23 protein-coding genes are annotated in these 25,265 nt (G+C 53.1%); 5 read left to right on the top strand and 18 right to left on the bottom strand.

Features of this window, described 5'->3' with window-relative positions; all coding sequences use genetic code 11:
• Nucleotides 1-4 precede the first annotated feature (4 nt).
• The gene (locus R50912_RS04635; RefSeq protein WP_042232784.1) at nucleotides 5-3,394 is read right to left on the bottom strand and encodes a tubulin-like doman-containing protein; all 3,390 of its coding nucleotides are present in this window, start codon (nucleotides 3,392-3,394) and stop codon (nucleotides 5-7) included.
• A gap of 89 nt (nucleotides 3,395-3,483) precedes the next feature.
• Complete coding sequence (locus R50912_RS04630; RefSeq protein ID WP_081956373.1) at nucleotides 3,484-5,307, bottom strand: vWA domain-containing protein; 1,824 nt, start codon at nucleotides 5,305-5,307, stop codon at nucleotides 3,484-3,486.
• Nucleotides 5,308-5,549: 242 nt separating this feature from the next.
• On the opposite strand from R50912_RS04630, the gene R50912_RS34720 reads away from it, so the two are divergent.
• Genes R50912_RS34720 through R50912_RS04620 form a run of 3 tightly spaced genes read left to right on the top strand, consistent with a single transcriptional unit; the run spans nucleotide 5,550 to nucleotide 8,477 of the window.
• Nucleotides 5,550-5,702 carry a hypothetical protein gene (locus R50912_RS34720; RefSeq protein WP_156122944.1) on the top strand — a complete coding sequence of 51 codons (153 nt, stop codon included), beginning with the start codon at nucleotides 5,550-5,552 and terminating at the stop codon, nucleotides 5,700-5,702.
• The gene (locus tag R50912_RS04625; protein WP_042232782.1) at nucleotides 5,695-6,618 is read left to right on the top strand and encodes a hypothetical protein; all 924 of its coding nucleotides are present in this window, start codon (nucleotides 5,695-5,697) and stop codon (nucleotides 6,616-6,618) included. The genes R50912_RS34720 and R50912_RS04625 overlap by 8 nt, the downstream gene beginning before the upstream one ends.
• Nucleotides 6,619-6,674: 56 nt before the next feature.
• The gene (locus tag R50912_RS04620; RefSeq protein WP_042232780.1) at nucleotides 6,675-8,477 is read left to right on the top strand and encodes a hypothetical protein; all 1,803 of its coding nucleotides are present in this window, start codon (nucleotides 6,675-6,677) and stop codon (nucleotides 8,475-8,477) included.
• Nucleotides 8,478-8,619: 142 nt separating this feature from the next.
• Here R50912_RS04620 and aroB read toward each other — a convergent pair whose 3' ends face one another.
• The 8 genes from aroB to R50912_RS04580 form a co-directional block, all read right to left on the bottom strand.
• The gene (gene aroB / locus R50912_RS04615) at nucleotides 8,620-9,762 is read right to left on the bottom strand and encodes a 3-dehydroquinate synthase (protein ID WP_042232778.1); all 1,143 of its coding nucleotides are present in this window, start codon (nucleotides 9,760-9,762) and stop codon (nucleotides 8,620-8,622) included.
• 48 nt (nucleotides 9,763-9,810) lie between these two features.
• On the bottom strand, nucleotides 9,811-10,704 hold the full coding sequence (locus tag R50912_RS04610; RefSeq protein ID WP_231637771.1) for a WecB/TagA/CpsF family glycosyltransferase: 894 nt from the start codon (nucleotides 10,702-10,704) through the stop codon (nucleotides 9,811-9,813).
• Between the two features lie 118 nt (nucleotides 10,705-10,822).
• The gene (locus R50912_RS04605; protein WP_156122942.1) at nucleotides 10,823-12,295 is read right to left on the bottom strand and encodes an MFS transporter; all 1,473 of its coding nucleotides are present in this window, start codon (nucleotides 12,293-12,295) and stop codon (nucleotides 10,823-10,825) included.
• Complete coding sequence (locus R50912_RS04600; protein WP_042232776.1) at nucleotides 12,262-12,900, bottom strand: cysteine hydrolase family protein; 639 nt, start codon at nucleotides 12,898-12,900, stop codon at nucleotides 12,262-12,264. The genes R50912_RS04605 and R50912_RS04600 overlap by 34 nt, the downstream gene beginning before the upstream one ends.
• A gap of 47 nt (nucleotides 12,901-12,947) precedes the next feature.
• Nucleotides 12,948-13,997 (bottom strand): ABC transporter substrate-binding protein, encoded by a 1,050-nt coding sequence (locus R50912_RS04595; RefSeq protein ID WP_042241559.1) that lies wholly within the window; start codon nucleotides 13,995-13,997, stop codon nucleotides 12,948-12,950.
• Between the two features lie 42 nt (nucleotides 13,998-14,039).
• Entirely contained in the window at nucleotides 14,040-14,849 is an 810-nt protein-coding gene (locus R50912_RS04590) for an ABC transporter permease (RefSeq protein WP_442950511.1), read from the bottom strand.
• A gap of 111 nt (nucleotides 14,850-14,960) precedes the next feature.
• Nucleotides 14,961-15,746, bottom strand: coding sequence for an ABC transporter ATP-binding protein (locus R50912_RS04585; RefSeq protein WP_042232771.1), 786 nt, complete (start codon nucleotides 15,744-15,746; stop codon nucleotides 14,961-14,963).
• A 125-nt stretch (nucleotides 15,747-15,871) separates the two neighbouring features.
• Complete coding sequence (locus R50912_RS04580) at nucleotides 15,872-16,246, bottom strand: Na-translocating system protein MpsC family protein (RefSeq protein ID WP_197073036.1); 375 nt, start codon at nucleotides 16,244-16,246, stop codon at nucleotides 15,872-15,874.
• A gap of 284 nt (nucleotides 16,247-16,530) precedes the next feature.
• Between R50912_RS04580 and R50912_RS04575 the strand changes: the two genes are divergently transcribed.
• Entirely contained in the window at nucleotides 16,531-17,640 is a 1,110-nt protein-coding gene (locus R50912_RS04575) for an ATP-binding protein (protein ID WP_042232770.1), read from the top strand.
• Nucleotides 17,641-17,675: 35 nt separating this feature from the next.
• Nucleotides 17,676-18,377 (top strand): class I SAM-dependent methyltransferase, encoded by a 702-nt coding sequence (locus tag R50912_RS04570; RefSeq protein WP_042232768.1) that lies wholly within the window; start codon nucleotides 17,676-17,678, stop codon nucleotides 18,375-18,377.
• A gap of 185 nt (nucleotides 18,378-18,562) precedes the next feature.
• Here the strand turns inward: R50912_RS04570 and R50912_RS04565 are convergent, their stop codons facing one another.
• The 8 genes from R50912_RS04565 to R50912_RS04530 form a co-directional block, all read right to left on the bottom strand.
• A complete protein-coding gene (locus R50912_RS04565) occupies nucleotides 18,563-19,069 on the bottom strand; it encodes a hypothetical protein (protein ID WP_156122940.1) in 507 nt (168 codons plus the stop codon).
• Between the two features lie 84 nt (nucleotides 19,070-19,153).
• On the bottom strand, nucleotides 19,154-20,077 hold the full coding sequence (locus R50912_RS04560) for an ADP-ribosylglycohydrolase family protein (protein WP_042133835.1): 924 nt from the start codon (nucleotides 20,075-20,077) through the stop codon (nucleotides 19,154-19,156).
• Complete coding sequence (locus R50912_RS04555) at nucleotides 20,074-20,448, bottom strand: hypothetical protein (RefSeq protein WP_042133833.1); 375 nt, start codon at nucleotides 20,446-20,448, stop codon at nucleotides 20,074-20,076. The genes R50912_RS04560 and R50912_RS04555 overlap by 4 nt, the downstream gene beginning before the upstream one ends.
• Nucleotides 20,441-21,439, bottom strand: a complete 999-nt coding sequence (locus tag R50912_RS04550; RefSeq protein ID WP_042232765.1) for a Gfo/Idh/MocA family protein — start codon at nucleotides 21,437-21,439, stop codon at nucleotides 20,441-20,443. Before R50912_RS04550 ends, R50912_RS04555 begins: the two co-directional genes overlap by 8 nt.
• A gap of 108 nt (nucleotides 21,440-21,547) precedes the next feature.
• Nucleotides 21,548-22,699, bottom strand: coding sequence for an IS200/IS605 family element RNA-guided endonuclease TnpB (tnpB, locus tag R50912_RS04545; protein ID WP_042241554.1), 1,152 nt, complete (start codon nucleotides 22,697-22,699; stop codon nucleotides 21,548-21,550).
• A 5-nt stretch (nucleotides 22,700-22,704) separates the two neighbouring features.
• Complete coding sequence (gene tnpA / locus R50912_RS04540) at nucleotides 22,705-23,106, bottom strand: IS200/IS605 family transposase (RefSeq protein WP_042232763.1); 402 nt, start codon at nucleotides 23,104-23,106, stop codon at nucleotides 22,705-22,707.
• 242 nt (nucleotides 23,107-23,348) lie between these two features.
• Nucleotides 23,349-23,678 carry a nucleoside triphosphate pyrophosphohydrolase gene (locus R50912_RS04535; protein ID WP_156122938.1) on the bottom strand — a complete coding sequence of 110 codons (330 nt, stop codon included), beginning with the start codon at nucleotides 23,676-23,678 and terminating at the stop codon, nucleotides 23,349-23,351.
• Between the two features lie 696 nt (nucleotides 23,679-24,374).
• On the bottom strand, nucleotides 24,375-25,091 hold the full coding sequence (locus tag R50912_RS04530) for a YceI family protein (protein ID WP_042232759.1): 717 nt from the start codon (nucleotides 25,089-25,091) through the stop codon (nucleotides 24,375-24,377).
• Nucleotides 25,092-25,265 lie beyond the last annotated feature (174 nt).

Here is a 25,265-nt window from a genome sequence, read left to right as displayed (position 1 = left end):
AGGCCTACTTCAGCTTTCTGCGGATGCTGCCGAGCTTGCCGGTCAGGCTCTTATAGAAGCCGTACATTTCATCGCCATTTGCATGCTCTACCCGCTCATATTCCAGGCTGTCGCGCGCCTCCAGGAAGGATACATACATCCCTTCCAGCTTATACAGCAGCGGAGTCACATCTTCCGCCGCCGTCATCTCTCCCGCCCGGCGTGCCGCCTTGCGCAGCAGGAGACTGCGGCTTTTCTCATCGAGTGCACGGAAATGGCGGTAGACGGCATACTCCACATAGCTGCGCTCCTTCATCAGGTTCGCGAACGGCTCCCAGGCATCTTCGTCCTCGTCACGGTCATAGACATAGAGCGCACCTTTTTTGGTGATGGTATCGGTGTACAGTGCCTCGATGAACTGGTCGATCCACTTGTCTTCATCCAGATGCTGATGGACCAGCACTTCGAGTTCCGCTGCCTTGGCCGACAATGCGTCGTATTTCGCCAGCTCTTCGCGGACACGGGCAATCAGCTGCGGTGAGCGGATCAGGTTCTCCTGGGCCAGCTCACGGTTGATGCTGCCGAAGATGTCCTTAATTCCTTCACGTTCCAGGCCGCCCGCACACAGCGCTTTGAGCTCTTCAGCGGCTTTTCTCACTTCGCCCAGATTCGGACGCGACGAGCCAAGCTGCAGATCATAACCGCTTAGCATTTTATCCAGATCAAACGGCTTCGTGAAGTTGACCGAGAAGCGGCTGCTCGTATTCTCGTCGATGCCTTTCTCGATAATTACACCCGCCTCCAGGGCACGTAAGAAGTCAGCACGCACTCTGGCATTATAATCACGGACCCGCGCATTTACGTAGGTATCGCCCCATGACTTCTCCGGAATCGGGGAAGGCAGGTAGGTCCAGTTATCCTTGTCAGTCATCACCAGATGGCGGCCGATGCCTTCCTTGTCCAGGATGGTCCGTTCATAGTTCTCCTCGAACACCCGCAGCGGCGTATATACAAACAGCGGCACCCCGTTACGTGTATTGAGCCAGAAAATCCGGTTCTTAACCTGGCTTTCCTTGATCGTGAACTGCGATTTGCCGAGCGCATTGTTCTGATAATTGCGGATTCCCTTCAGAATACCCGGCGCCTTCACCGGCACGGATACGAAGCCCCAAGACGGGAAGTGCAGACTGCCGGAGCTGTTGCTGAGGTGGAAAATCGGCACCGCATCCTCATCCAGACGTCCGGCGATAATCCGCTCCACGAACTTATCCAGCGGCTCCTCGCGCCCGTACTTCATCACCAGGAAATCTTCCATTGAACGGGTAATGAGATCACCGAACTTGTCGCTGAGGAATTCAGAGATCGAACGGACGATATCAATCTCCTGCTCTTTGACCCAGCGTCCGGAATGCTTCAGCATTTCGCGCGTGAAATCACGGATCAGATCGTCGCCGTCCTTCTGGTCCATCACCTTAGAGATCGTTGCCGAAATATCCGGCACGTTGACGATATTCCAATAGTAGGTTTTGTTACCCTTATGATCAGCCTGCTCTTCGCCATTGATGAGAATGTCGCCATTCTTCTCGAAGATTGAGCTGAGCGCTGTCAGAATTTCCGTGAATACGCCATAGATCCGGCTGTTCTCTTCATTCAGAAGCTCGTACAGATCCTCGTAGAACTGGATCATCTGCTCGGTGCGCTCCACATCGGCATGCAGCCAGTATTCATTGATCTTGGCTTCGATATAGGCGTTCTTCTTCTTCTCCTTGGAGACAAAAGCACTGCGCGCATCGCCCAGCTTCTCCTCTGCACTGTCCTGCGCCGTCTCGATATCACGCGGCAGACGCAAGAGGCTCTCCCGCAGCGCTTCAATATACGACTGAATCAGCTTCAGGATACAGAAGCCCTTCTCCGTGTAGAGCAGCCGGGATACATAGAACGGCCCCTGCTCCGGATGCAGGAAGATCCGCTCCAGCTCCTCGCCGAAACGTCCGGTAATTTCGCCCGGCAGCTGCTTCTTCGCTTTGATGTATTCTTCCCGCGCACGGGCGAGGAAGTTCTGCTCCAGCTCCGTATCCATGCTGACCACCTGGTTCTTCACTACATTCGCATGGCTGAGGCGCTCGCTGTTCTGATAGCCGGGCAGCGGCTCCGGCACACGGGACTCGAAGGTCTTGATCATCGTATCGAGATCAATGCCGAGCTTGCGTGCCATCTTCTCCACATCCTCCTGCCCCGGGGCGTGATGGAACATCTTGTCCATCTTGTCGAAGAGGCGGAAGGCCAGATATGTGGTCATTTCCTCAATCGGCAGCACCGCCGAGGAAGCGCCGATGATGTTGTATTCATAATTCGCAGGATACGTCTTATTCATCTGCGCAATGTTGGTGCGGATGTTGCTGATATAGTCATGGATGGCGAATTCCTCGCCGGAGGCTTTTTCCTCGCTGGCCATGAAGTTGGTAATATTCTCCGCCGTTACATTCATGCAGTAATCATAGGCATTCTCCAGCAGCTTGCCTTCCGTATTCGTCGCCGAGATCAGATGACACAGATTGAACGGCGGCAGCGGCGAATTGACGCTCAGGATATTGCCGTACTGCTGGCGGAACCGTTCGCCCCGGCTGTCCACATTCATCCAGTAATCCAGCTCTTTGAGCGCAGCATAACCGTTCTTGCGGATATACTCGCGGGTATGCTCGCTAAGGCTCTTGTTCGCCAGATTCACATCCGGGGTGAACAGGTAACCCAGCGTATTCACGCGGTCGATTCCGGCAGCGCCATAGTCACGTTCAATAATCCCCCGGACAATGTAGGCAATATCCAGAAAAGCTCCGCTGCCTGTTCCGCCGGACAAGCCGGTAAGCAGGAAAACCATCAGCTTCTTGCTGGTGCCGACCGACAGCGTCTTGATCTTCTTATCAATCGCAGCCACAACCTGATTGATCTTGGTGAACAGCAGCAGACGTCCGGCCTGACGCACCCCGGCGGCTCCGTTCATCCCGTCCGTGATGCTCAGCTCCGGCGACAGCCAGTCTGTAATGTACGAATCAAGAATGCTGCGGTTCTGCAGCAGTCCGCCGATCTCGGCATTGGCCAGCAGCACGAATTCATTCTGCGGGTCGAGGCCGATGCCTTTGTATTTTTTGCCGCGGTCCTGTTCATTGGTCTCGAACGCCAGGAATTCCACATTGTCGGGCTTATCCCGTTTCTTCTTGGACAATGGATCTTCAGGCAGCTTGAAGCGGCGGTTAATCTGGTATTTCAAGCGCAGCAGGGCATCGATGCCCGTGCCGCCAAGTCCGATAATCAGAATCGGGTTGTCTATGGTGTCCACTCTTATTTTGTCGCTGACGATTCCTCCGCCAAGCGATACATCGAGCTGCTGAATATGTTCTCTTACTATCGGTTTCATAGGTTATCCTCCTAAAAGTTATGCGTAGCGCTTCTTCCTGAACATGCTTCGTTCAAAATTGACTCCGGAAGCTTACGCTTAGTCAGCTGTTATATCAAATATTCGAGTAATATCGTCTTGTCTACTGTCTGCAGAGAGACCGATACGCGGTCACCGCTCTTCATTTCCAGGCCCCGCGAGGTATCAGCGGCACGCCCTGACCGTTCCACGGAGATGCCTTCGCCCCCGCGCAGCATCAGCCGGTCATTGTTCCCCGGAGTGAAGGCCAGCTTCTCGCTCTCCTTCAGTTCAGGAGCCAGCTGCAGCAGCTGATGTAATGTGAATTTACCCCGGAAGCCTGCAAGCTTCTTATACTGCGGATAGGTCTTCTCTCCGGTATTGCCGTCCAGCACTTCCACAACCAGCTGTCCGACAAAACCGCGGTTTGATCTGCGGCGCAACAGCCAGAATGCGGCGGCGGCAGCCAGCAGGAGTACAATCCCGCCAATAATATAGTACAGAGTGTTCGAGGACTTCTGATCCGTTACCGGTTCTTCACCAGTAGTAGTCCCCGCTCCCGGCGGGCTGGTAGCCACCGTTCCCGTCTTGGCATTGATCTTAAGTACATCGCTCTCCCGGTAGAAGCTGCTCTCTTCAGCCCGGACCTTCAGGTCGTATTCATGATTGTCTTGTATTTCAAAAGCACCCTTAAACTCAGCACCCGAATTGTCCATCGGAATCTGCTGCACCGTGCCGGTATCAACATCTGTAGCCAGCAGCACTGCCTTCATCTCCTGGTACAAGCTGCTCTCTGTAACCTCAGCACCGTTGCTGAACAGATGCGAGGAGATGTCGACGGTGTCGCCTTTGCGGTAGGACTGGGAAGGCAGCGCATCAATCTTAAGCTCCAGATCATAGTTGAATACCAGATTGATATCGATCTTGTCCTTCGCCACACCCTTGACCTGGAGCTTCCAGTCTCCCTGCTCCGGCGAGAGCAGCTTGATCAGCGTGTAGGTAGACGACTTGGACACCAGCACATCATCCGAAGGAATCGCGACTTCCTTCCCGGAAGGATCACTCAGCTTAGCGGTTACAGGCTGCGAGGACATAATTGAAATATTCGCTTCCAGTACACTGCCGTTCGGCACATTGACCGTCACTTCCTGATAGTCGCCATTCGCCGTAATCGACGGCACCGGCACCACCTTCAGCTTCAGATGGCTGGCAAAAATCTCGCTGAGAATCTGCGGCAGATCATCCGCAGAATCTGTTGTGAACGCCTTGCCGCCTGTCTGATCGGACAGATTAGACAGAATCTCCTTGTTCAGCTTACCATCCGCATTGAGCCCGATCGTATAGACCGGATACCCCTTCTGCTTCGCAGTTTCTACAGCGGCCTTCAGTTCCTGATCCGACCGGGCCTGTGTAGCTCCGCTGGCTTCATCTAAGTCATTATTGCCGTCGGCCAGCATTACGATCATCGGCTCATGGCCAGGATCGCTGCCGTTCTCCAGCACCTTCACAGCTTCTTCCATTCCGACCGCTATATCCGTGTAAGGTCCGCGGTTCAGTCCGTCGATGAAATCCTTCAAATCCTGTTTGTCCCCGGCAGAGGTGATGCCAAGCAGGGCCTTCTCGCGCTGCACCTTGTCGGTATAGGCAACGATCCCTACCTTGTCTCCTTGCGTGGACAGCATATCTATAAACATCTTCATCGCTTCATTCGCGATCTTGTTCTTGTCACTCTTGTTCATGGAGTTGCTGACATCAATCAGCAGTACAGCATCAATATGGGACGGCGCGGCAGAAGCAGCGCTGGCCGCTGCGCCTCCGAAAGGCAGGACAGCGATGCATAGGATCAGCAGCAATGCAGGAAAAATGCGCTGCAGTCTATTCTTGATCGTTCTGGGGTTACGGTGTGTACGAAGCATAAATAGGGCTCCTCTTGTGTTAAATTCGGCGGATCTGGCAAATCCGGCAGCATAGCTAAATTCTGTAAATAGTATGCCATTATGATATAATTAAACCTTGTAAACATCAACATTGTGACCGCTGGACCGGCACTCCCGTCTGGTAGAATCGCCATCTTGAGACGGATGGATTATTCTAAGTATACGCCGTGTTCCTGAATATTTGATTAAAAGACCGTAACCAGAGAGAAAGGAAGAGTTCCATGATTACATACGTCATACTCGGGATAACGTTCCTCTATGCCGTTATTCAGATCTTCTTATACGCTTCACGCCAGCGGAAGCCGCTTACCCGTGAGGATATAGACGAGCGGCTCCTTGCTGCACTGAACGGAGGCGACACAACCCGTGAGTAAGAAGAAACCTGTTACCTTCCGGCCGTTCAAGGCTCCACGCTATTCTTATGAGAAGCTCCGCATCTGCCGCCGCTGCGGGCGTTACACCGCCCTGGGCGAGGAACGCTGCACCCGCTGCGGCCGTGCCTCACTGACCCCCGTGGAGAAGCAGGCGGTATCCATTGCCGGGCGCAAGATGCATACCCGGCTGCTGCTTATTCTTCTGCTGACTCTGGCCTCGGTCTATTTCGGCCAGAGCCTGCAGCAGATGGCGCTGTGCGGTGCTGGCGGCATCGCGATAGCCGGACTGGTCTACTATACGCAGCGGAAAGTACGGCAGAACGAAAATTTGTATGCCCTTAATGAGCTGCTGGGCCGTAACATCCTCAGAATTAAGGAAGATCTGGAGATTAACCGCCAGGAGGCCGTATCCGTCCTCCGTGAGAATGATGTCCTCGCTTATGAGAAGCTCCGCGAGCTCTCCATTCTGCTGCGCGGAGACAGGATCTCCCGCCAGCGCGTCGCCCTGCTGCACGGCTTCCAGCTGCGCAAGGACATGGTTCTGGAGCTGGAACAGCTGCTGCTGAAGGACTTCGAGCCGCTGCTCGCTGAATATATCGGTGAAATCGCCAAGGTCCGGCCCGATTTGATTAAAGACCGCACCCTTCGCTATGTGAAGAACTACGAAGTGCAGATTCTCGAAATGGACAAAGGGCTGGCTATTCTGACAGTCGTTGCCGGGGCCGCCGTTCGCCTGAAGCGTTATGCGCTGCTCTATTCCGGCCTGATCGGAAGATATGTACAGGAGCTGCCCAAGGACCGCTTCCTGCGCTTATCCCGGCTGATCGCTGCGAACCCCTATGAGCCGTGGAACGGCCTGGATGCCAAGGTGGCGGAAATCCGCGAGCTCAAGTACCGGTGGGACCCTGAAGTATAAGGATGATAGCTGGCAGCACGCGCAATCCTTATATCCGAATAAAGGGGCTATACTATATGACGATCAAACAAGCATTAACCCTGCGGAATATTATGATCATTCTGTGTATCTTCATGCTGGTTCTGCTGGGACAGAAGGCCCTGGCGATAGAGGACAAGATTCAGACCGTGCGTGAGGCTGAGCGGCTGTATGCTGCAGGAGAGCTTATCGCTGCCGAGAACCAGTACCGGCTGGCAGCGGCAAACACGGCAATCTTATACAAGGAAGAGCAGATTAACGCACGGCTTAAAGAGCTCGCTCCCATAACGGCTATACGCAGCAGCCTACGGGGACTGGTATTAACCCTGGAAGACCAGTTAACGGTCAAGGATTTCACCGGATATATGGAGAGTTACGCCTCCCTGCTCAGCCTGAAGAGCAAGTATATGGTTACGGGAGGACTTTATGAGGTCTATTATCGACAGCTGTCTGCTGATTCAGGCATTTCGGAGAAGATGACGGCAGGGTTCCGGCAGTTCAAGGAACAGTTTCTTGCCGGGCTCACGGAGAGCCAGAAGAACGCAGCGAATAACACGACCGGCGCCGGAAGCGCAGAGAGTGTCAAATGGAGCCTGCTGCAAATCCCCGATGCCTATTACGGCGGGCCCGGGGCCAAGGAAGAATTACTGGCTGCGAAATTCGAGGCTCATGACACCGCCAGGCTGAAGGCTCTGGCAGCAGCCGGAAGCTTCCAGCCTATGCTGGACAGCGCCTTATCAATGGAAGAGGCTTATCAAAGCCATAGTTATACAGCAGACTGGATAGCGGATCAGGTTCAGGAAAGTACCACACTTATTCTGAGCAAGGACCTGGACGGCGATCGTGCCGCTGCCTTCGCCGGACACGCTGTTGCCTACCGCAAGTACGCTGAGTCAGCTGGCCTGAAATCCTCCAAAGTGCTGAAGCTAATCGACAGCAGCACTAGCAGGCTGCTCCGCGAGGCGGCGCGCCAGGTCCGGGGCGGGCAATATGCCGAAGCCATCCGGCTCTACGGGGATCTGAATCCGCTGCAGGACACCTCCGAGGCGGTTGCCGCTGCGACACTCGCCTGGAATACCGCTGAACCGGTGCGGCTGCTGCCCGGCGGAGATGTGCAAGGCAGCTATACCCTTACGGCCTCCGTGACCGGACGCTACGGCGCTAAGGTGGCTGTGGCCGGAGTGGACGCCAGCGGCAGGCTGGTCTACGCCGATATGAGCGATGACGGAACACTCTCCACCCGCACCGGCGGCACCGTTCCGGATGCGGATGCGCTGATAGAGCTTACTTATGACGAGTCACTGTCTGTCTATTCAGAAGTACCTGTAGTTACAGCTATAGGCAGCCGTGAGGACGGGCGCCGTACGTTTACAGCCTACACCATTAGGCCCGAGGGGATCTCGCAGTTGTTCAGCTTTGCCGGCGGCGGCTATGAGCTGATGGCAGAAGACGGCTCCATCCGCGTATCGGATACAGACCTAGCCGAAGGTCAAGACGGGCAGACAGCCATTTTCCGCCAAGTGAACGGTGCGTATGAGTTCTCGGAAATCTACCGGGAGGTTACGTATACCACTATAGACGCTACACAGCTGGAACTTCATCCTTATGAGAAAGTGACTCTCTCGTGCGATATTTACATCGACTCTGCCGGAAGAATGGTCGCCAGCTCGAACGGGCGTTATCTGATCCTCCAAGGCGAAACCGGCGGGGTTACCGGATTAGCTGTCGTCAGCGGCCAGTTCGAGAACGGCTATGACTATGCGGAGACGGATGCCGGCGAGCAGTATGTACCTGTTTTTATTGTAGATTCGATTGGTAGTTTAAGCATTCAGATACCCTGATCCGGCGGATGATCCGGGCATGCCAGAAGACGCAAGAGATGAACGGTGATTCTGCCGTTTGTCTCTTGCGTCTTCTTTTGCGAAACATGGAGGGGACAACTTCCCGATCGGTTAAAATAAATCGCGGCACTCTTTATATGCATCAGTTGCCGCGTATTTCCTCCAGCAGCTCCATGATATCCGCCTCTTCAACCGGAACCGAATAGGAGCCGTCTGCGAAACGCTTCATCTCTCCGATGCCGTCCTGGAAGACGAAGCGGATACGGCCGCTGCGCACTTTTTTGTCTGTGTACATCTTGTCCACCAGTGCCCTGTTAGAAATAGAATCCGGGATTTCCGTCGGCAAGCCTGCCTTCTTCAGCAGTGAGACTACACGATCAGCCTGCTCAGCCGTCATATATCCATACTTCACACCCAGCCTGGCCTGAATGACAAGCCCGACTGCAACGGCCTCACCATGCAGCAGCTGGTAGCCGCTGAGCGCCTCAAGCGCCCGGCCTGCCGTATGACCCAGATTCAGAATCTGCCGCAGGTTGCTCTCATGCTCATCCTGTTCCACCACTTCGTATTTGATCCGGCAGTTCGTCAGCGCGATATGTCCGCACACTTCCGCATCCAGGATAAGCCCACCCTGTTCTGAGATGATCCTGCCGATATTCTCCTCCAGGTAACGGAAGAAAGTCTCATCGGCCAGGCAGGCATGCTTGATCGTCTCCGCCAGGCCGCTGCGGAACTCACGGGCTGGAAGGGTGCGCCATGCTGCCAGGTCTATGTACACTTTGCGGGGCTGGTGGAACACGCCGATCAGGTTCGTGGCGACAGGTGTATTCACGCCTGTTTTGCCGCCGACAGAGGCATCTGCCGCTGCCAGCAGAGTGGTTGCATAATTCAGGGCAGGGACCCCGCGGCCAAAGGTGCCGGCCAGAAAACCCGCCAGATCCGTTACGGCTCCGCCGCCCACGGCAATAATGCAGCAATCCCGCCCGTAGGCCTGGCTTAACAGCTGGTCTTCCAGCAGTGCCTTAGTTTCACGGGTTTTGGAGCTCTCTCCGGCCGGAAAAGAAAATAAATCCGCCTGAAAGCCGCTACGCCGCAGCAGCTCCAGTAAGGGACGGCCGTACAGCGGCTCGACCGTAGAATCGGTAATAATGGCGAACTTGCTTACATCCGGCAGAAGTCCCTGCTGCAGATCGCGGATCAGGGAACCGAACAGACCCTCGCCAATCTCAATAATGTAAGAATGATCGACTACCTTTTTGAGTACCACTTCAAAGCTCTTAGACATGAACTCTGCCCCTTTCCTGTTCAACACTCTTTAATTGAATCGTCTCCTTCATTTTCGGATCATCGTCCGGTAGACGAATTTGGGCAGGGCGGATTGTCTGCGCCAGCGTGATTTCTGGCCTTTGGCAACAGGTGCGAACAGGAGCCTGTGGGCCCACTCCAGATTCAGCTTTTTCCAGATGGCCGGTGCCGGCTTCACTTTGCCCGAGATTACGTCCAGACTGCCGCCAACGCCAAACACAACCTTAACCCCGCTGAGCGCCTCCTTATGCTTATACAGCCATTTGTCCGAATAGGGAGCGCCCATCGCAAGAATGAGAATATCCGGCTTGGCCTGCTGAATACCGGCGATAACCCCTGGCTCCTCGGCTGCCGTAAAGAATCCGTGATGCCTTCCGGCAATCTTCACCTGCGGATAGCGCAGGGCAATTCTCTCCACCGCTTGTCCGCTGGTCACTTCATCCGTCCCGAGAAAATAGAAACTCCAGCCCTGCTCATTCCCCTTCACAAGCAGGCTTAGCAGCAGATCGTAGCCGGTCACCCGCTCCGGAATGGGATTGCCCTGTCTTCGAGCTGCCATTATAATCCCGATCCCGTCTGGCACGATCAGATCCGCCGAGCAGATAATCTCCCGGAGCCGCCCATCCGATTGACTGGCCAATGTAATCTCCGGGTTCGCTGTAATCAGGTGAAACACCCCTCCCTGTCCGCCCCCGATGTGCCTGTCCAGCAGCGAGGTTGTCTGTTCAAGCGTCAGCTTGGAGAATGGAACCCCGAGAATGGAAACCTTGTCCTTCATCGTTTCACCTGTCCTTCCCAATCCTGCAGAATGGCCCGCTGCCACCTTACCTGTAAAAATATACTGAATGCGGATCTCCTGATCATCCTTCACGCGGTGAATAATATACCGCAGCGACAGATCGTAGTAGGCTATGAATCTCATAAGATAACCATATATTTACACGGGCAATTTCACCATACCAACATCGGTATTTCTTTTCAATGCTGAAAATTACTTTAGCCGGTTATGGCGCCTCCGCCCAGCGGGCAGAGGCTCCTTCTTATTTATAGGGTATATGGAGTTGTTCCGCCGCTTTGCGCTTGCTGCTGTGACGGAAAGAATACAGCTGCCAGACTGAAGAAAGGCCTACTGCGGCTGCACAGACAGCGAATACAGCCAGAAAGCTCCCGTTCGGACTGCCTCTGTCACCAATCATCAATCCGCCTGCCGCCGTGCCGAACATCATGCCAATGTTGCGTGACAAGGCGAGCAGGCTGCTGACCCGGCCAAGCTGCGATTTCGACGCCTGCCCCATAACAATACTTGTGTTAGGTGAAGTAATCATCCCCATTGCGCAGCCGAGCAGCATAACCGGCAGCACCATTGCACTTGTCCTCAGCACAGGTGAGCCGAAGCCCAGCGCCAGCAGCGTGACACTCATCAGCAGCAGTCCGGCGGTAAGGATGCCGAGCGGCCCTTTGCGGTCCGCGATGCTCCCGCTGACAGGAGCGGTCACCACCAGCGCCAGCGGATATCCAATCATGATCAGCCCCACCCAGGCAGGCTCGGCCCCGGATATACGCAGCAGCGAGGGCAAAGCCAGCTGTGCGGCGAAGGCCGCCATATACGTGATAACCGTAATGGCGATGCCGGCGGCAAAGCTCCGGTCAGTGAACAGGCTGACACCGCTGTCCGCTGGCGGGAATTCACCAAGCGGCCCCCTCTTATCCCTGCTGCGGGAGAAGCGGGCATGTGCCGTATAAGCAGCCGCCATTCCGGCTGAAGTTGCGAGCAACAGCAGCACGGGCAGAGACAGGAATGAGGAGCGGCCGCCGAGATCGAAGGCTATCATCAGCGAGGAGAGACAGGCCGCAAACCAGGCAGCTCCGGCGAGATCCAGCCTGCCCCCGGCCGTTTCCGAATCCCGGGGAATCAGCCTGTGCGCAAGCACGCCTACGCCCGCCGCCACTACGGCCAGCAGCCAGAAGTTGCTCTCCCAGGTGAACCACTGGATTAGGAACCCGCCCAGACCGGGACCTGCCATGGAGCCGGCAGCGACGAAGGTGCTCATCAGCCCAAGTGCCCTGCCCCGCTGCCCGGCTGGAAATACAGAGACAATGAGGGCCATATTGGTCGCCTGATACATGGAGGCCCCGGCTCCCTGCATGACTCTGAAGCCAAGCAGCATGGCTTCGTTCTGGGCAAGCGCACAGCCCAGGGCGCCCGCCGCGAAAGCGAACAGGCCCAGATTATGCACCTTACGGCGGCCGAACCTGTCTCCCAGCCGGCCCATTACAGGCAGCAGCACCGAGATCACCAGCAGATAGATGCTGACGATCCACTGGGCAGAGGCCACCGGGAACCGCAGATCAGCCGCAATATCGATGAGCGAAATATTGAACATACCGGCAGATAGATTGGACAGAAAGGCCCCGAGGCAGATAACCACCTTGACCGCCGAACGGTTCACGGCTTGCCCTGAAGACCGTACCGGTGAATTCATATCATCCGCTGCAGGGCGGGCTGATTCCACATCTTCCAGCTCTCTTCAATGTCTGCGGCTGAAGCCACCACGCCGAAGTAGCCCTTCATGTTCTCCAGCGTCATCTCATGGGCGGCCCGGGAATAGGAGGCACAGGCATCCTGAACCATCACAATCTGATAATCCAGCATGAAGCCGTCCCTTGCCGTCGACTCCACGCACACATTGGTGCTCACTCCTGTCATAATCAGGGTTTCGATCCGCTGCGAACGCAGCACAGAATCGAGGCGGGTATTGATAAAGGCGCTATACCGGTGTTTATTGACAATAATCTCCTCAGGAAGCGGGGCCACCTCGTAGAATTCAGCCCCCCAGCTTCCTCTGCGGCAGACCCCCAGCGAACCGCGCCCGGAGCGGGAAGTCCAGACCGGCGAATCGGTCGCCTTTTCATGGAAGGTCTGGATATAGATCACCGGCACGCCCTGTGTCCTCGCCGCTGCGATCAACCCATGCAGCTGCGGCATCATCTCGCGAACGTCTGACACATCATTTCCGCCAGTGGCAAGTGCACCTTCCCCATGGCAGTAATCGTTCTGTACATCTACTATAATAAGTGCGGTTTTATCAGGCATAATCAGATCTGCAGTTAATTCCATCGTCTTCACCTCTTTAGTTTTTGAAGGTCTATGGCCCGCCGCTTAGCTTATTTCACTGCTGTCTTGTTCACAAACTGCATATCGACCAGCTCATCGTAGGTATATTCGCCTTTATAGATTCCGGTCTTGATCATCACGTCCATGTCCTTGTCCAGCGCCTCCTCCGAAATCATCCCATCCGGACTCCAGAGCTGATCGGCATACGCCCGGTCAAGCGCAGCTTGTGCCGCATCATCGGAGAGTGTAGGGAATTCAGCCTTCAGGACGCTCATCGCCAGAGCTTTATCCTCCTGGATGGCTTTCAGTGCTTTCACGACGGCGTTAACCGCCTTCTGCACCGTTTCCGGGTCCTTCTCCAGGGTCGACTTCTTCACGCTCAGCACCGAATAGGCATAGTCGCCCATATCATGGAATTTGTAAAAGGGTTCATCCCATACCCCCTTGGCGATCCCGTCACTGATCTGCGGCTCCGCACCGTTCGCAATATCCGCAGCCCCCTGCTGAACCATCGCCACCACGGTGGAGCCATCCGCCGGTTCAAGCAGCCGCACATCCTTCTGGGGATCAAGCCCAAGCTCCAGCAGCAGATATTGAGTCAGCAGGTTCGGCGTTCCGCCATGACGTCCGGCATTCAATTTCTTGTCCTGCAGGAAGGCCTTCAGCTCTTCCTCAGAGCTGCCCGCAGGGGCTGTCCCTTTCTTGGCCATCAGATAGACATTCGCGCGGTTCACCACATTGCTGACCGAGACGATCGGGTCCGAGTTGCCGATATTCGCCAATGCATTGGACTCCGGTCCGCCGATGACACCCCAGGCATCCCCGCTGACCACCGAGGTCACATGGGTGCCGCCCGCAGCCTGCAGCATTTCAACCTCAAGCCCTTCATCGGCAAAATACCCCTCGCGCTGCGCCACGTACAGCGGCAGATAACCTGTGTAGTGCAGCGGCTCGGCAATGATCAGCTTCTTGAGTTTCCCCGCTTCGTTGCCGGCAGCGGCGGCTTCAACTTCCGCATTCCCTTTGCTGCTGCAGCCGGAGAGCAGGATCATTACAGAGGCAAGCAGGACAGCGGACAACTTCACTTTGGTTACATTCATCATTGGTTTCTCCCCTTTATCTTATAAATGATTGCTCTCGCCTCAAGCCTTCTTCATCCCGTATCCCTTGGACAGCCATTTCTCCAGCAGCACCACTCCCGCATACATCACCATCGACAGAGCAGACAAGACCACAACCCCTACCCAGACGAGATTGATATCAAGGATCGTACCGGCGTAGATCACCATGCGGCCAATTCCGTGGCTGGAAGCGATGAATTCCCCGACAATCGCACCGGCCAGCGAGAGGGCTATATTAATCCGCAGACTGCTGATCATCCAGGGCATCGCCCAGGGGATGACCACCTTGGTAAATACCTGATGGCGCTTTGCGCCAAGCGAATACATCAGCTTCTCCATATCCTTGTCCACACTCTGCACGCCGCTGTGCGCCGATAAGGCTGCAACGACTACCGTCATGGCAAAAGCGAGCGCCACCTTGGAGAAGAATCCGATGCCCAGCAGAATCACCAGCACAGGAGCAAGCGCCAGCTTCGGCATGGCATTGAGCAGGATCAGGAACGGTTCACTGATGCCGGCGAATCTGCGTGACCACCAGAAGGATAGACCGAGCAGCGATCCGATCAGGGTGCCGCCGATGAAGCCCAGAACCGTCGAGCTGGAGGTATAAGCGATATCCTCCAGCAGAGTACCTTGCGTCATCTGTGTCCAGGTTGTGCTGAGGATCCGAACCGGGCTGCTCCAATAGTACGAATCCATCCAGCCGATCCGCGTAAACAGCTCCCAGCAGAGCACGATCAGCAGCCCGACCGTCAGCCGCCCGATCCCGATAATCCGCTGTGTCCGGCGCTTCATACCCTCTTCATCCACGATGACGGGTTCCTTCTGCATTTTCTCAGGTTTGACCGAATGGATCGGGGCCGGCTCCAGCTTGTGAATCACATACCCTTTCTTTTGCACACTCTCCATGGTTGTTCTCTCCTTCTACAAGTTTTGTAAGTTCTACGAGATATGGGCTGCCGGCTCCTCGCCTCCGCCTGACAGCAGGTCCAGCAGATGGGCTTTGAGCTCCATGAATGACGCAGATACCGTATCCTCCTTATGTCTCGGGCGCGGCATATCCACAGTAATCTTGGAAATGATTCTGCCCGGCCGACCGGAGAAGACATAAATGTCGTCAGACAGGTAGATGGCTTCATCAATATCGTGGGTGACGAATAACACCGTCTTGCGGAAATCCTCCCAGATCTCCAGCAGCCAGTTCTGCATGGTCAGCCGGGTCTGGGCATCCAGTGCGCCAAAGGGCTCGTCCAGCAAAATAATATCCCGGTCGTACAGCAGCGTGCGGAGCAGCGCTGCCCGCTGGCGCATGCCCCCGGACAATTCTGCCGGATAATGGCCGCCGAAGCCTTTCAATCCATAGCGGTCCATCAGCGGCTGGGCCCGGGCTACCGCTTCCTTACGCGGCACCCCGCGGATCTCCATGCCCAGAATAATGTTATCCAGGATCGTTCTCCAGGGGAGCAGCATGTCCTTCTGCAGCATATATCCGACATATCCGGTCTTTGAGGCGATATCATCACCGTCAGCAAGCACGCGGCCGGTAGACGGCGGAATCAGACCTGCTATGATATTGAACAATGTGGATTTGCCGCAGCCGCTGGGGCCGATTATACTGACAAATCTGCCTTGTTCTATGGAGAGATTCGTCTCCTGCATGGCGATAATCTCCTGGCCGTCACGGCGGAACCACTTGCTTACACCGGCAATCTCAATCTTTGCTTTCATAGACTCAGCTCCTTATTAGGTTTAATAGCATTTGTAAGCCCGGATAAACAAAAAGCCGCCAGTTTTAGACACAGCCCCAGAGGGCAGATGTCCGAAAACTGACGGCAGGTCGGCTCTCCGGAAGATCAGAGTTCCAACGTAACGTTCAGGTAATGCTCGAGGTCCTTCTCCAAAATTATGATCGTACCCGAATACTCGGTCTCCACATCATAATCTTTAAGAACGGCCTTGATATTCACTTGAAATTCATCCAGAAATGCCTGCTTGATTTCACACTTGAATACTTCATGCAGCACCAGATTAATCTGGCGGCTGGCCGTGGCATCATGGGTATCCAGCACCTTCAGTACGGGTACCCGGCTGTTAATGGATAGAATAATAATCTTGTTCCCCATGAAGTCGACCTTCTGCTGCTTGACGCCGGCGTTAAACAGCTTCTTGTTGATTTCGTTGTAAATCCGTAAAATATCCTGTTTCCATTGTCCGGCGGAAGCGATCATTGCGATCACACCTTCATAGCTATTAATAATGTTACATTATGTCACAATAACGTCAACAACTGCATCATTGTCCACCGCTTATACATCATTATAGATAAAAAGGTAGAGTTGTCAATAAATTTACGTAAGATAAATTAACACGTTAATTAATATTTCGGAATATATGTAATGTTAGTTTACACATAAAAGCTATCATCCTAAATATTTACAAAACAATACTAATGAATTATAATAACTACGTAACTACGTAATTACATAATTTCGAAAGCAGGTGATCTTCTTTCATGACCCGTGACTTAAGCAGCGAACTGGATACGCTGAAGCAGCAGGTGGCCGAGCTTCAGGCGGCAGTCCAGCATTGGAATACAGAGCGGAGAAGTTTGGCAGCCTATGCTGCTCCGCCGGAATCTTTGAATTCAGCTGCAGAAGCGGAGCAGTCCGGCGCGGGACCCGGATCTGTATTTTATTCCGGCCATGCCCGTCTTAACGGACAAAGCTACCGCTGGGAACCCCAGGAGCGCCCAATGGAACAGCTGCTCGAAGTGAACAACGAGAAATCAGCCAAAGTACTGGCGGCATTAAGCAACCGGCAACGGCTGGACATTCTGAAATCCGTCATTCAGGAGCCGCTTACAGGCATTGAGCTGGTGGAGCGTCTGGGTATGGGCACTACCGGCCAACTGTATCATCATCTCAAAGCATTGACTGGCGCAGATTTATTAGTGCAGGAGAGCGGAGGCCGTTATGCTTTCCCTTCTCATCGCCTCCTCCCCTTCCTCCTGCTGCTAGCTTCGGTTAGTACTCTGGAGGATACAAGTGACTATATGGACACGATGAGAACAAGAAATAACGCGGGGATCTACCTGGGTCCTGCACAAAATTTCGATGTTCATCACCTGCTGTGGGCCGTTATCGAGAATCCGGTGATGGAGCATGCAGCCGGATATTGCAGCGAAATCGGGATATTTCTGCATGATGACGGAAGCGTAACCGTAACGGACAATGGCCGGGGGATTCCGGTAGCGTCTCTACCAAATTCCAATATACCGGCTGTTCAATCCATTCTGACCGATATTCATAGATTTAATGGAGACGGAGCTTTTAAGGTGCCTGGTGCTGAGCAGGGAATCAGCATTGCCGTGGTCAACGCCCTCTCCGGCAGACTTACCGTTGATATCCGGCGAGGCGGCAGAATGTACCGCCAGGAATATAGGCATGGTGTGCCGCAGTCCGGACTGATGACGGTTGGAATCGCGAAGGATACGGGGACGAGTGTGACTTTTAAGCCGGATCAGGAATTTCTGGGCACAGGCTTTGAACAGGCACGGCTGAATGAACACAGTCATGAGCTGATGAAGGCATATCCGGGGCTCTCCATCTTCATTAACAACTAAACCGGGTGAATGAAATGAAAGGAGACTGCTGCTATATGAAACATGAAACGATCTATAGTCATGAGGATACGCTGAAGATGCTTGACTCTCTTTTTCGGGAAGAAGGGCAATGGTGGGATCAGTTCTACGGGGACCGGAATAAAGGGATTCCTTTCTTCAAGGATCGTCCGGATGAGAATTTGGTTGAATACGTAAGCAAGCGGCATATTACACCCGGCAAGGTGCTGGAATTAGGCTGCGGGGGCGGCAGAAATGCGGTTTATCTGGCTCGGCAGGGCTACGCCGTGGATGCCATTGACATCTCTCAGGCAGCGGTAGATTGGGGAAGGGAACGCGCCCGCAAACATCAGGTGGAGGTGAATTTCGCCCGCAGCAATATTTTTGACCTGAGCCTGGAGCCAGGCAGCTACGACCTCATCTATGACAGCGGATGTTTCCATCACATCTACCCCTACCGGAGAGTTACCTTTCTCGATTTGGTGAACAGGACGCTCAAGCCTGGCGGGTATTTCGGACTGGTCTGCTTCGCGGCTGGCGCCATGGGTGCGGAGATCACGGATTGGGAAGTATACCGGCAGCGGAGCCTCCGGGGCGGATTAGGATTCAGCGAGGATAAACTTAAGAGCTTTTTCAGCGGTTTGGAGCTTATAGAGTTCAGACGCATGCGCCAGATGGATCAGGAGGATGCGCTGTTTGGTGAAGCTTTTCTGTGGACTGCCTTGTTCAGAAAAAATTAACGGCGTACTTCTCTTCTTCCACATCCACACCATGTCAGGTTTGGCGTAAGTGTACTGCTCATCAACCCTATCGTTGGCACATTGCATTCGGTTTTTCGCATACATTCTACTTATCTCTACCTATCGTATTCAGCCAGCCTAAAAGGATCGCCGATCGACAAAACGCCGCTGCCCTCGGCTCCTGACTAACCGGAATTCGACCGGGACTGTATATCGGCTTTCCGCCGCAGCAGTGCTGCAATCCACATCACAAGGATAACCAGGGCAATCCCGCCGGCCAGGATATAAGCATTATAGAACAGGTTGTTGGTATACTGATTGATCCAGCCGAAGCGGAATACGACGGAATCCTCATCTCTGGTAAAACCCCTCAGATGCACTCTCAACGCATCGACATATCCCGCTTCCAGCCAGATCGCGAGCGGCAGCACAATAAGCGCAGAGACGGCAATCAACAGACTTGGAATGCTGAATACGGATTTCAACCGGAATAATCTATAGAGCACCATGCCCGCACTGCACAAAAGAATAATGCCAAACAGCCATCCCGCCGCAAGCATGATAATTCCCGGATTGCCGTTGCCGGATATCGTTCCGCCGGTTTTATATGTGAATGTCATCCCATCCGTCAATACTACCAGGATGATGTTAATCAGCAGCCATATCAGCAGTTTCCGCCAACCCTTGCCCATATCCATTCTCCCCTTTCCATAATTAAAAAAGGCTGAGTGCCCGTTATAGATGCGCTCAGCCTGTCTCATGCAGCCTATTTCCTTCTATTCCACCCGTTCTGTAAACAACCGGCCGGCGTAGTCACTGATCAGCTCACGCATGGCCAGCTTACTCCGCCATTCTGCCGGTATACCATCCAGCCCGTAATACGCTCCGGCGATCTGGCCGTAGACCGCCCCTGTGGTATCGGCGTCATTGCCCAGATTCACAGCGAGCAGTGCGCCCTCCGCAAAGCTGGAGGATTTGTGAAAAGCCCACAGTGCCGCCTCCAGCGACTCTACTACATATCCCGAGCCTTGGATATCAGGCGGCTCCTTGATCCGGTAGGAGCCATACTTAATATTCAGCATATGCGGCGTCAGGCTGTCTTCATTCAGCCAATCACGGTAAGCCTCCGGGGCCAGCATGTCCTGCTTGCTCCACCCGTGCAGTCCGGCAAGGATGTACGCCGCGAGCAGACGGCAGGCATCCAGACATTCAACTGCGCCATGCGTCGTTCTTGAACTGAGCGCCGCATAGCGGATAGCTTCTGCAGGGTTCTCTGCGTAGTACATGACCACCGGCGCAAGCCGCATAATGGAGCCGTTCCCGGCAGAATGAGGATCCTCCGATCCGCTGAACCCTTCGCCGCCGGCTTCGAATTGATGCAGCGCTGCGCGTGTCGCATTGCCGATATCGAAACATTCGCCGGTACTGCTGAGCTCTCCTTCGCGGTACCACTTCACATAACGCTGCATCTGATCCACAGGATCAAATGCCTGCTTCGTAAGCAGACTCTCCGCAAGGCAGAGCGCCATTGACGTATCATCGGTCCACTGTCCCGGCTGGAGACCAAATACCCCGCCGCCGACAATATCCGTAAGCGGCTCAAAGGTTCCGGGTGCTTTGAACTCAGCGGTCGTTCCCAGCGCATCTCCAGCGGCCAGACCCTGCAGGCAGCCCTGGTAGCGGTCAGCATTCAATGTCATTTGGTTTCCCCCTTTTTCCTCCTTCTTACGCTTGCAGCTATACTATTGCTGATTAGAGCGATTACGGAGTACATGATGCCATAGAACAACGCACCGCTTCCGTCAAACAACACGTAGATGGATAACACGAACAGCGGCAACGGCAACAGGCATACCAGCAGGTTGAAACCCAGCTTAAGTCCCGAATCCGCAGCAAGAATCAGCACGGCTGTGGGATTCACCAGAACCAGCAGCAGCAGCCAGCTGCCAAGATCCTCCATTACCCCGGAACCGCCGCTTTGAAAATACGGGATCACCAGAAACAATACAAGATAGACTACAGTGTGAAGCAGAAGCTTGCGGGATAATGGCGTCAGGTTCAGTTTATTCACCGGGATACTTAAGCCCCCATTGTTCACGCACACCGTCCAGCAGCTTAAGAATCGCAACGGACTCATCCAGCGTCATCACCGGGCTTTCCGTCAGCCCTGCCTGGAGACAACGTCCCACTTCCTCAGCTTCAAAAGAATACCCGATCGAAGCACGGTCATCCTCAAAGGTCTCCACCAGCTCCCCGCCGATATACAGCTCAGCCGATTTCGGATTTACCAGCGTGCCTTTGACCACGATATAGCCTTCAGTTCCATAGACATAGGCTTCTTCATGCAGCTTCAGGCGAATCCCGCCGTTCAGGGAAGCCGACTTGCCATCCCCATAAGACAGCAGCAGGGAGAAGTGCTCGTCCACACCAGTCTCGCCGATATGTACGGTGCTGGAGACGGCTTCCGGGTGAGGTCCGAATACCATCGACGCGAAGGAGATGGGATAGATACCGACATCCAGCAGGGCTCCGCCGCCAAGGGCCGGGTTCAGCAGACGCCCCTCCGGATTCCAGTCCGCGCGGAAACCAAGATCCGCTTTGACCAGCCGCACTTCGCCGATACGCTCTGCTGCGAGCCATTCTCTAACCTTGGCATTGGCCGGAATATAGCGGCTCCACATAGCCTCCATCAGGAACAGCTTCTGCTGGCGGGCATACGCCACGATTTCTTCCAGCTCTGCACTGTTCACGGTAAAAGGCTTCTCACAGAGCACGGCTTTACCGGCACGCAATGCGAGCAGCGCATTCTCTTTGTGGAACGGATGCGGCGTTCCAATATAAATCGCATCCACTTCAGGATCGCTGACCAATTCCTCGTAGGTGGCATATGCCACAGGGATGCCGTGATTTCGGGCAAACTCATCTGCGCTTTCCTGAGTGCGCGATCCAACCGCATAAGCCACACCATTGCTGGCATGGGCCAAATCTGTAGCGAACTGATGGGCGATCCAGCCTGTGCTGAGAATGCCCCATTTTATCATGTAAGCGTTATCTTCTGTCATTAGTTAAATCCTCCTCTTAAATGAAACTTAGTCCCTATGATTCTTTGAACCACTCATCACTAAAGTGACGAGATTCCTAAGTACGGAAACCTAATGGCTTCTAATTGATTAGGCTATCCCCGTAATTCCCACGGTTAGAAGTCTTATCGCTTCATTTTTAAGATTTAAACTTGCGTTAATATCTCGATCGTGATGGCTTCCGCATTCTGGACAATCCCATTCACGTAAGGCAAGATTCTTAACGTCTTTATTTTTATATCCGCAACTTGAACATCGTTGACTGCTTGCGAAGTTCTTGGCTACGACTACAACCTGTTTGCCGTACCATTTTCCTTTGTATTCAAGCATCCTTCTGAATTGCGACCATGACACTTCGCTAATCGCTTTGGCAAGGTTACCATTCTTAAGCATATTGCTTATGGATAAATCTTCAATTCCGATTACATCGTGGCTTTTGATGATCTCGGTTGAGATTTTATGCAAGTAGTCGCTCCTAGCATTGGTTATGTGTTCATGTATACGTGCAACTTTCTTTTTTTGTTTCTGATAGTTCTTGGATTCGGCAAGAGGACGCTTTTGCGTAAGCGCCAACTCCTGTCTTCTAGAAAGTATACGTTGTGCATCGGCTAGCTTTGCTTCCAGCGTACGAAAGAATTTAGGGTTGCCAAATACGGTGCCATCCGACAAAATCGCAAAATCCTTCACCCCTACATCTATTCCGACTTCTTTATTCGTTTGTTGAAGGGGCTCTACATTCGTTTCTACAAGAACAGAGACAAAGTACTTACCCGAAGGATTACGTCTAAGGGTCACATTTAAAATACGCCCTTCTACCTCACGACTTTTCGCAAAGCGAACGAGCCCAAGTTTCGGCAACTTTATCTTTTTGCCTACAAGAGCAATGTTTCCATTCGTGAAATTCGTTTGATAGGACTGGGTAGGATTCTTTTTACTTTTAAATCTTGGAGCGTCATTCTGCTTCTTGAAGAAACGTTTAAACGAATCATCTAGGTTTCTCAACGCATTTTGCAGTGAAAACTTATCCGGCTCTCTCAGCCAATCGATTTCTTTTTTCAGATTCGTGAGTTCAGAGCAGCAGGAAGCGTACGTTAATCCCCTGCCTGTTTCCCTGTATGCTTCATTCCACTGGTTCAGAAAGTGATTGAACACAAAGCGACTACATCCCATCGTTTTTGCAATCTGTATCTGCTGTTCTACGGTTGGGTATATACGGAATTTGTACGCTTTATGTGTTAGCAGGGGTCTCACTTCACTTTCTGATTTTGAATATATTCCCGTATCTGCTTCTCTGTGTTCTCACTAACCGTAGCTACAAAGTAAGAGGGATTCCATAGATGACCGCCCCACAATTTCTGTTTAAGTGGAGGAAACTCTTTGAACAACAATCTTGCTGACACTCCCTTTAAAGCCTTAATCATGGAAGGAATGGCGTGTTGCGGTGAACATTCTACCAGCAAGTGAATGTGGTCGCTGTCACTTTCCATCTCCGCAATCTCAAAGTGGTTGTCTAATGCGATTTGGCTAAGGATTTCTTTAAGTCTTATCTCTACATCATTGAGCAATACCTTATGACGATATTTTACGCACCAAACAATATGATACTGGATGGAGAATACATAACCTCGTCCATACTTAATCTCAGACATATGTAGTCACCTCTTATTCATCATAACATATGTCATTAAAAAAATCGGTTTTTTCATTGATAATAAGGCATATAAGTTATTTTTCAATCGAACACATGTCGGAGATTTAATATATCATAGACATGCCTTATCCGAAGTTTCCTAACTTACGACTAAGTCACGAGTTTGCGAAAACTAATATATCAAAATGTGCCTGGTGTGTACATGATGCCCGCTTCCCGCCGTCCGCCGGGGCAATATTATCAGCCCCTGCTCTCCACCCGCAGCAGCAGAATCCGTTCCTTGAATCCGCCGCGGCGCTCCGCTTTATCAGCACGGATCTGTTCCAGAATACCGCTGTCCCCGCCATGGGTTACCGCCAAAGCCTGGATGACTTCCAGCAGATCCGCCAGCTCCTCGAGCGCTTGTCCGTCATTGTCCTCCCGTAGATACTCTGCCAGCTCCTCATGCAGCTTCGCACGCAGCTCCCGTATATATTCCTCCTCGTCCATGATTCTTGTCCTGCAGGTTTGCCCGTTCGCCGCAATTAGCGCCGGTATTCCGTCACGCACCAGTTTCGGATAATCAGCCAACTTCATTGCCTCCTTGGGGATGTATTGAATTTATAGACATATTTATGTACGATCACCGGATGAATCCAACCACAAATCATAATTCATTGAATCAAACATAATCCATTGAAGCTAGCTCATACTTCAGAAGTGAAGCATTATCACCAGCAGTCACACCAATTCCCCTTTGTTCTGCCGGGCAGTGCCGCCTTCGAAATGGAGGGTGAAGAGTTTGTTCTGAACCCGCAAGCGGGTATAGAGGTCCCCCTTTAGTACACCATCAAATGTTTAACAAATCAACTCATCCGCCGGTGAAAAGGACTGAGAATCCTCTATTGCAGCAAATCAGATGTATTCGCTGGCCAAACGGACTCAGAATCCGTTAATTGACGGTTCACACCCCAGGCACTATATAGATTGAACCGGGAAAATCCCACTGCGGGGATTAGCCGTGCTACAGAGAATGTTTGACTTCCGGCCACTGTTAGGTTTGTATTTCCTGATTTAAACTGCTGTTCGCAGTAGAAATACAAACCTAAAGGCGGACGCTATCGCTCCTACAGTTCAAACTTCTCTTCCGCCACTCCACCCTCGTTGTGTATTTTCAAGTTCAAGCTATACAGCATATCAATTCTTATACTCGAGCCAAAAACTCTCCCCGCCAGCCGCGAATCCGCAGTGACGGGGAGAGTTTCTTATAAACAAGCTATTCCTATATTATTTGCTCAGTACAAGCTCCAGGCGGACCTCAAGGTTATTCTCGGTATCCAGCACAATCGAATGCGGATTGCTCATGCCGAAATCTTCAAAGGTAACCATGGTTGTGCCCGACAGCATTAGCTGTCCGCCGCTGTATACGGCCTGCGAGTCAAACGTAACATCCTTCTCTATCCCCTTGACTGTCAGCGTACCTTGGAGCTCAACCGGCACCGCTGTGCCCTCCGTCCATTCCGCCGGAAGCTCCGAGAAGGAACTCACGGTAAATGTGGACTCCGGGAACTCCGTCACTGCCAGGAAGTCTGCTCCCTTGACATGCTCGTCCCGCTGGCCATTGCCGGAATCCAGCGCACTCATCTCTACGGTTCCTTCGCCCGTCATCGAGCTGGCATCCTCCAGGTTCACATCCCAGTTTCCGGTAACGGAAGGGTCTACGAAGTTAACAGTTTCTTTGGAAGTTGTCACTGACCAGTAGACTTTGGACGTATCCGCAATGCTCCAGGCACCGTTCAGCTGCTCTGCCGTAACTGCAGCACCAGTCGCTGCCGCCGCGTTCGCAGTTCCCGCCTCCTGGGTTTCAGTTCCCTGATTCTGCGCAGGAATAACAGATTCGATCTCAACATTATTGCCCAGGCTATTGTTAAGTAACATGAATGCTGTGATGGCTCCTGCGATAACGACTACGGCTGCGATTAAGGCGATTGTTTTCTTCTTCATCTTATTCCCTCCATCCAATTCTCTGTATGCCCTATTAGGCTTGGTTCCCATTCTAACAAAGCAATATGTCGGGAAGAAGTCAAAGCACACCGGCCCGCAGTATGGTAGAATTGTCGTAATTTTAACTAACACATAGCCGTAGCCCTGGGAGAAGCATTCCCCGCCGGGCCTGAG

This window comes from Paenibacillus sp. FSL R5-0912 (genome assembly GCF_000758605.1).
Lineage (GTDB): Bacteria > Bacillota > Bacilli > Paenibacillales > Paenibacillaceae > Paenibacillus_AQ.
Note: the sequence above shows the minus strand (reverse complement) of the source record. Positions and strands in the feature narration are given on the sequence as shown.

Bases quoted from the DNA above. Each gene is read 5' to 3' on its own strand.
- R50912_RS04635 (WP_042232784.1), bottom strand. From the start codon at position 3,394: ATGAAACCGATAGTAAGAGAACATATTCAGCAGCTCGATGTATCGCTT.
- R50912_RS04630 (WP_081956373.1), bottom strand. From the start codon at position 5,307: ATGCTTCGTACACACCGTAACCCCAGAACGATCAAGAATAGACTGCAG.
- R50912_RS34720 (WP_156122944.1), top strand. From the start codon at position 5,550: ATGATTACATACGTCATACTCGGGATAACGTTCCTCTATGCCGTTATT.
- R50912_RS04620 (WP_042232780.1), top strand. From the start codon at position 6,675: ATGACGATCAAACAAGCATTAACCCTGCGGAATATTATGATCATTCTG.
- aroB (WP_042232778.1), bottom strand. From the start codon at position 9,762: ATGTCTAAGAGCTTTGAAGTGGTACTCAAAAAGGTAGTCGATCATTCT.
- R50912_RS04610 (WP_231637771.1), bottom strand. From the start codon at position 10,704: ATGAGATTCATAGCCTACTACGATCTGTCGCTGCGGTATATTATTCAC.
- R50912_RS04600 (WP_042232776.1), bottom strand. From the start codon at position 12,900: ATGGAATTAACTGCAGATCTGATTATGCCTGATAAAACCGCACTTATT.
- R50912_RS04595 (WP_042241559.1), bottom strand. From the start codon at position 13,997: ATGAATGTAACCAAAGTGAAGTTGTCCGCTGTCCTGCTTGCCTCTGTA.
- R50912_RS04590 (WP_442950511.1), bottom strand. From the start codon at position 14,849: ATGCAGAAGGAACCCGTCATCGTGGATGAAGAGGGTATGAAGCGCCGG.
- R50912_RS04585 (WP_042232771.1), bottom strand. From the start codon at position 15,746: ATGAAAGCAAAGATTGAGATTGCCGGTGTAAGCAAGTGGTTCCGCCGT.
- R50912_RS04580 (WP_197073036.1), bottom strand. From the start codon at position 16,246: ATGATCGCTTCCGCCGGACAATGGAAACAGGATATTTTACGGATTTAC.
- R50912_RS04575 (WP_042232770.1), top strand. From the start codon at position 16,531: ATGACCCGTGACTTAAGCAGCGAACTGGATACGCTGAAGCAGCAGGTG.
- R50912_RS04570 (WP_042232768.1), top strand. From the start codon at position 17,676: ATGAAACATGAAACGATCTATAGTCATGAGGATACGCTGAAGATGCTT.
- R50912_RS04565 (WP_156122940.1), bottom strand. From the start codon at position 19,069: ATGGGCAAGGGTTGGCGGAAACTGCTGATATGGCTGCTGATTAACATC.
- R50912_RS04560 (WP_042133835.1), bottom strand. From the start codon at position 20,077: ATGACATTGAATGCTGACCGCTACCAGGGCTGCCTGCAGGGTCTGGCC.
- R50912_RS04550 (WP_042232765.1), bottom strand. From the start codon at position 21,439: ATGACAGAAGATAACGCTTACATGATAAAATGGGGCATTCTCAGCACA.
- tnpA (WP_042232763.1), bottom strand. From the start codon at position 23,106: ATGTCTGAGATTAAGTATGGACGAGGTTATGTATTCTCCATCCAGTAT.
- R50912_RS04530 (WP_042232759.1), bottom strand. From the start codon at position 25,091: ATGAAGAAGAAAACAATCGCCTTAATCGCAGCCGTAGTCGTTATCGCA.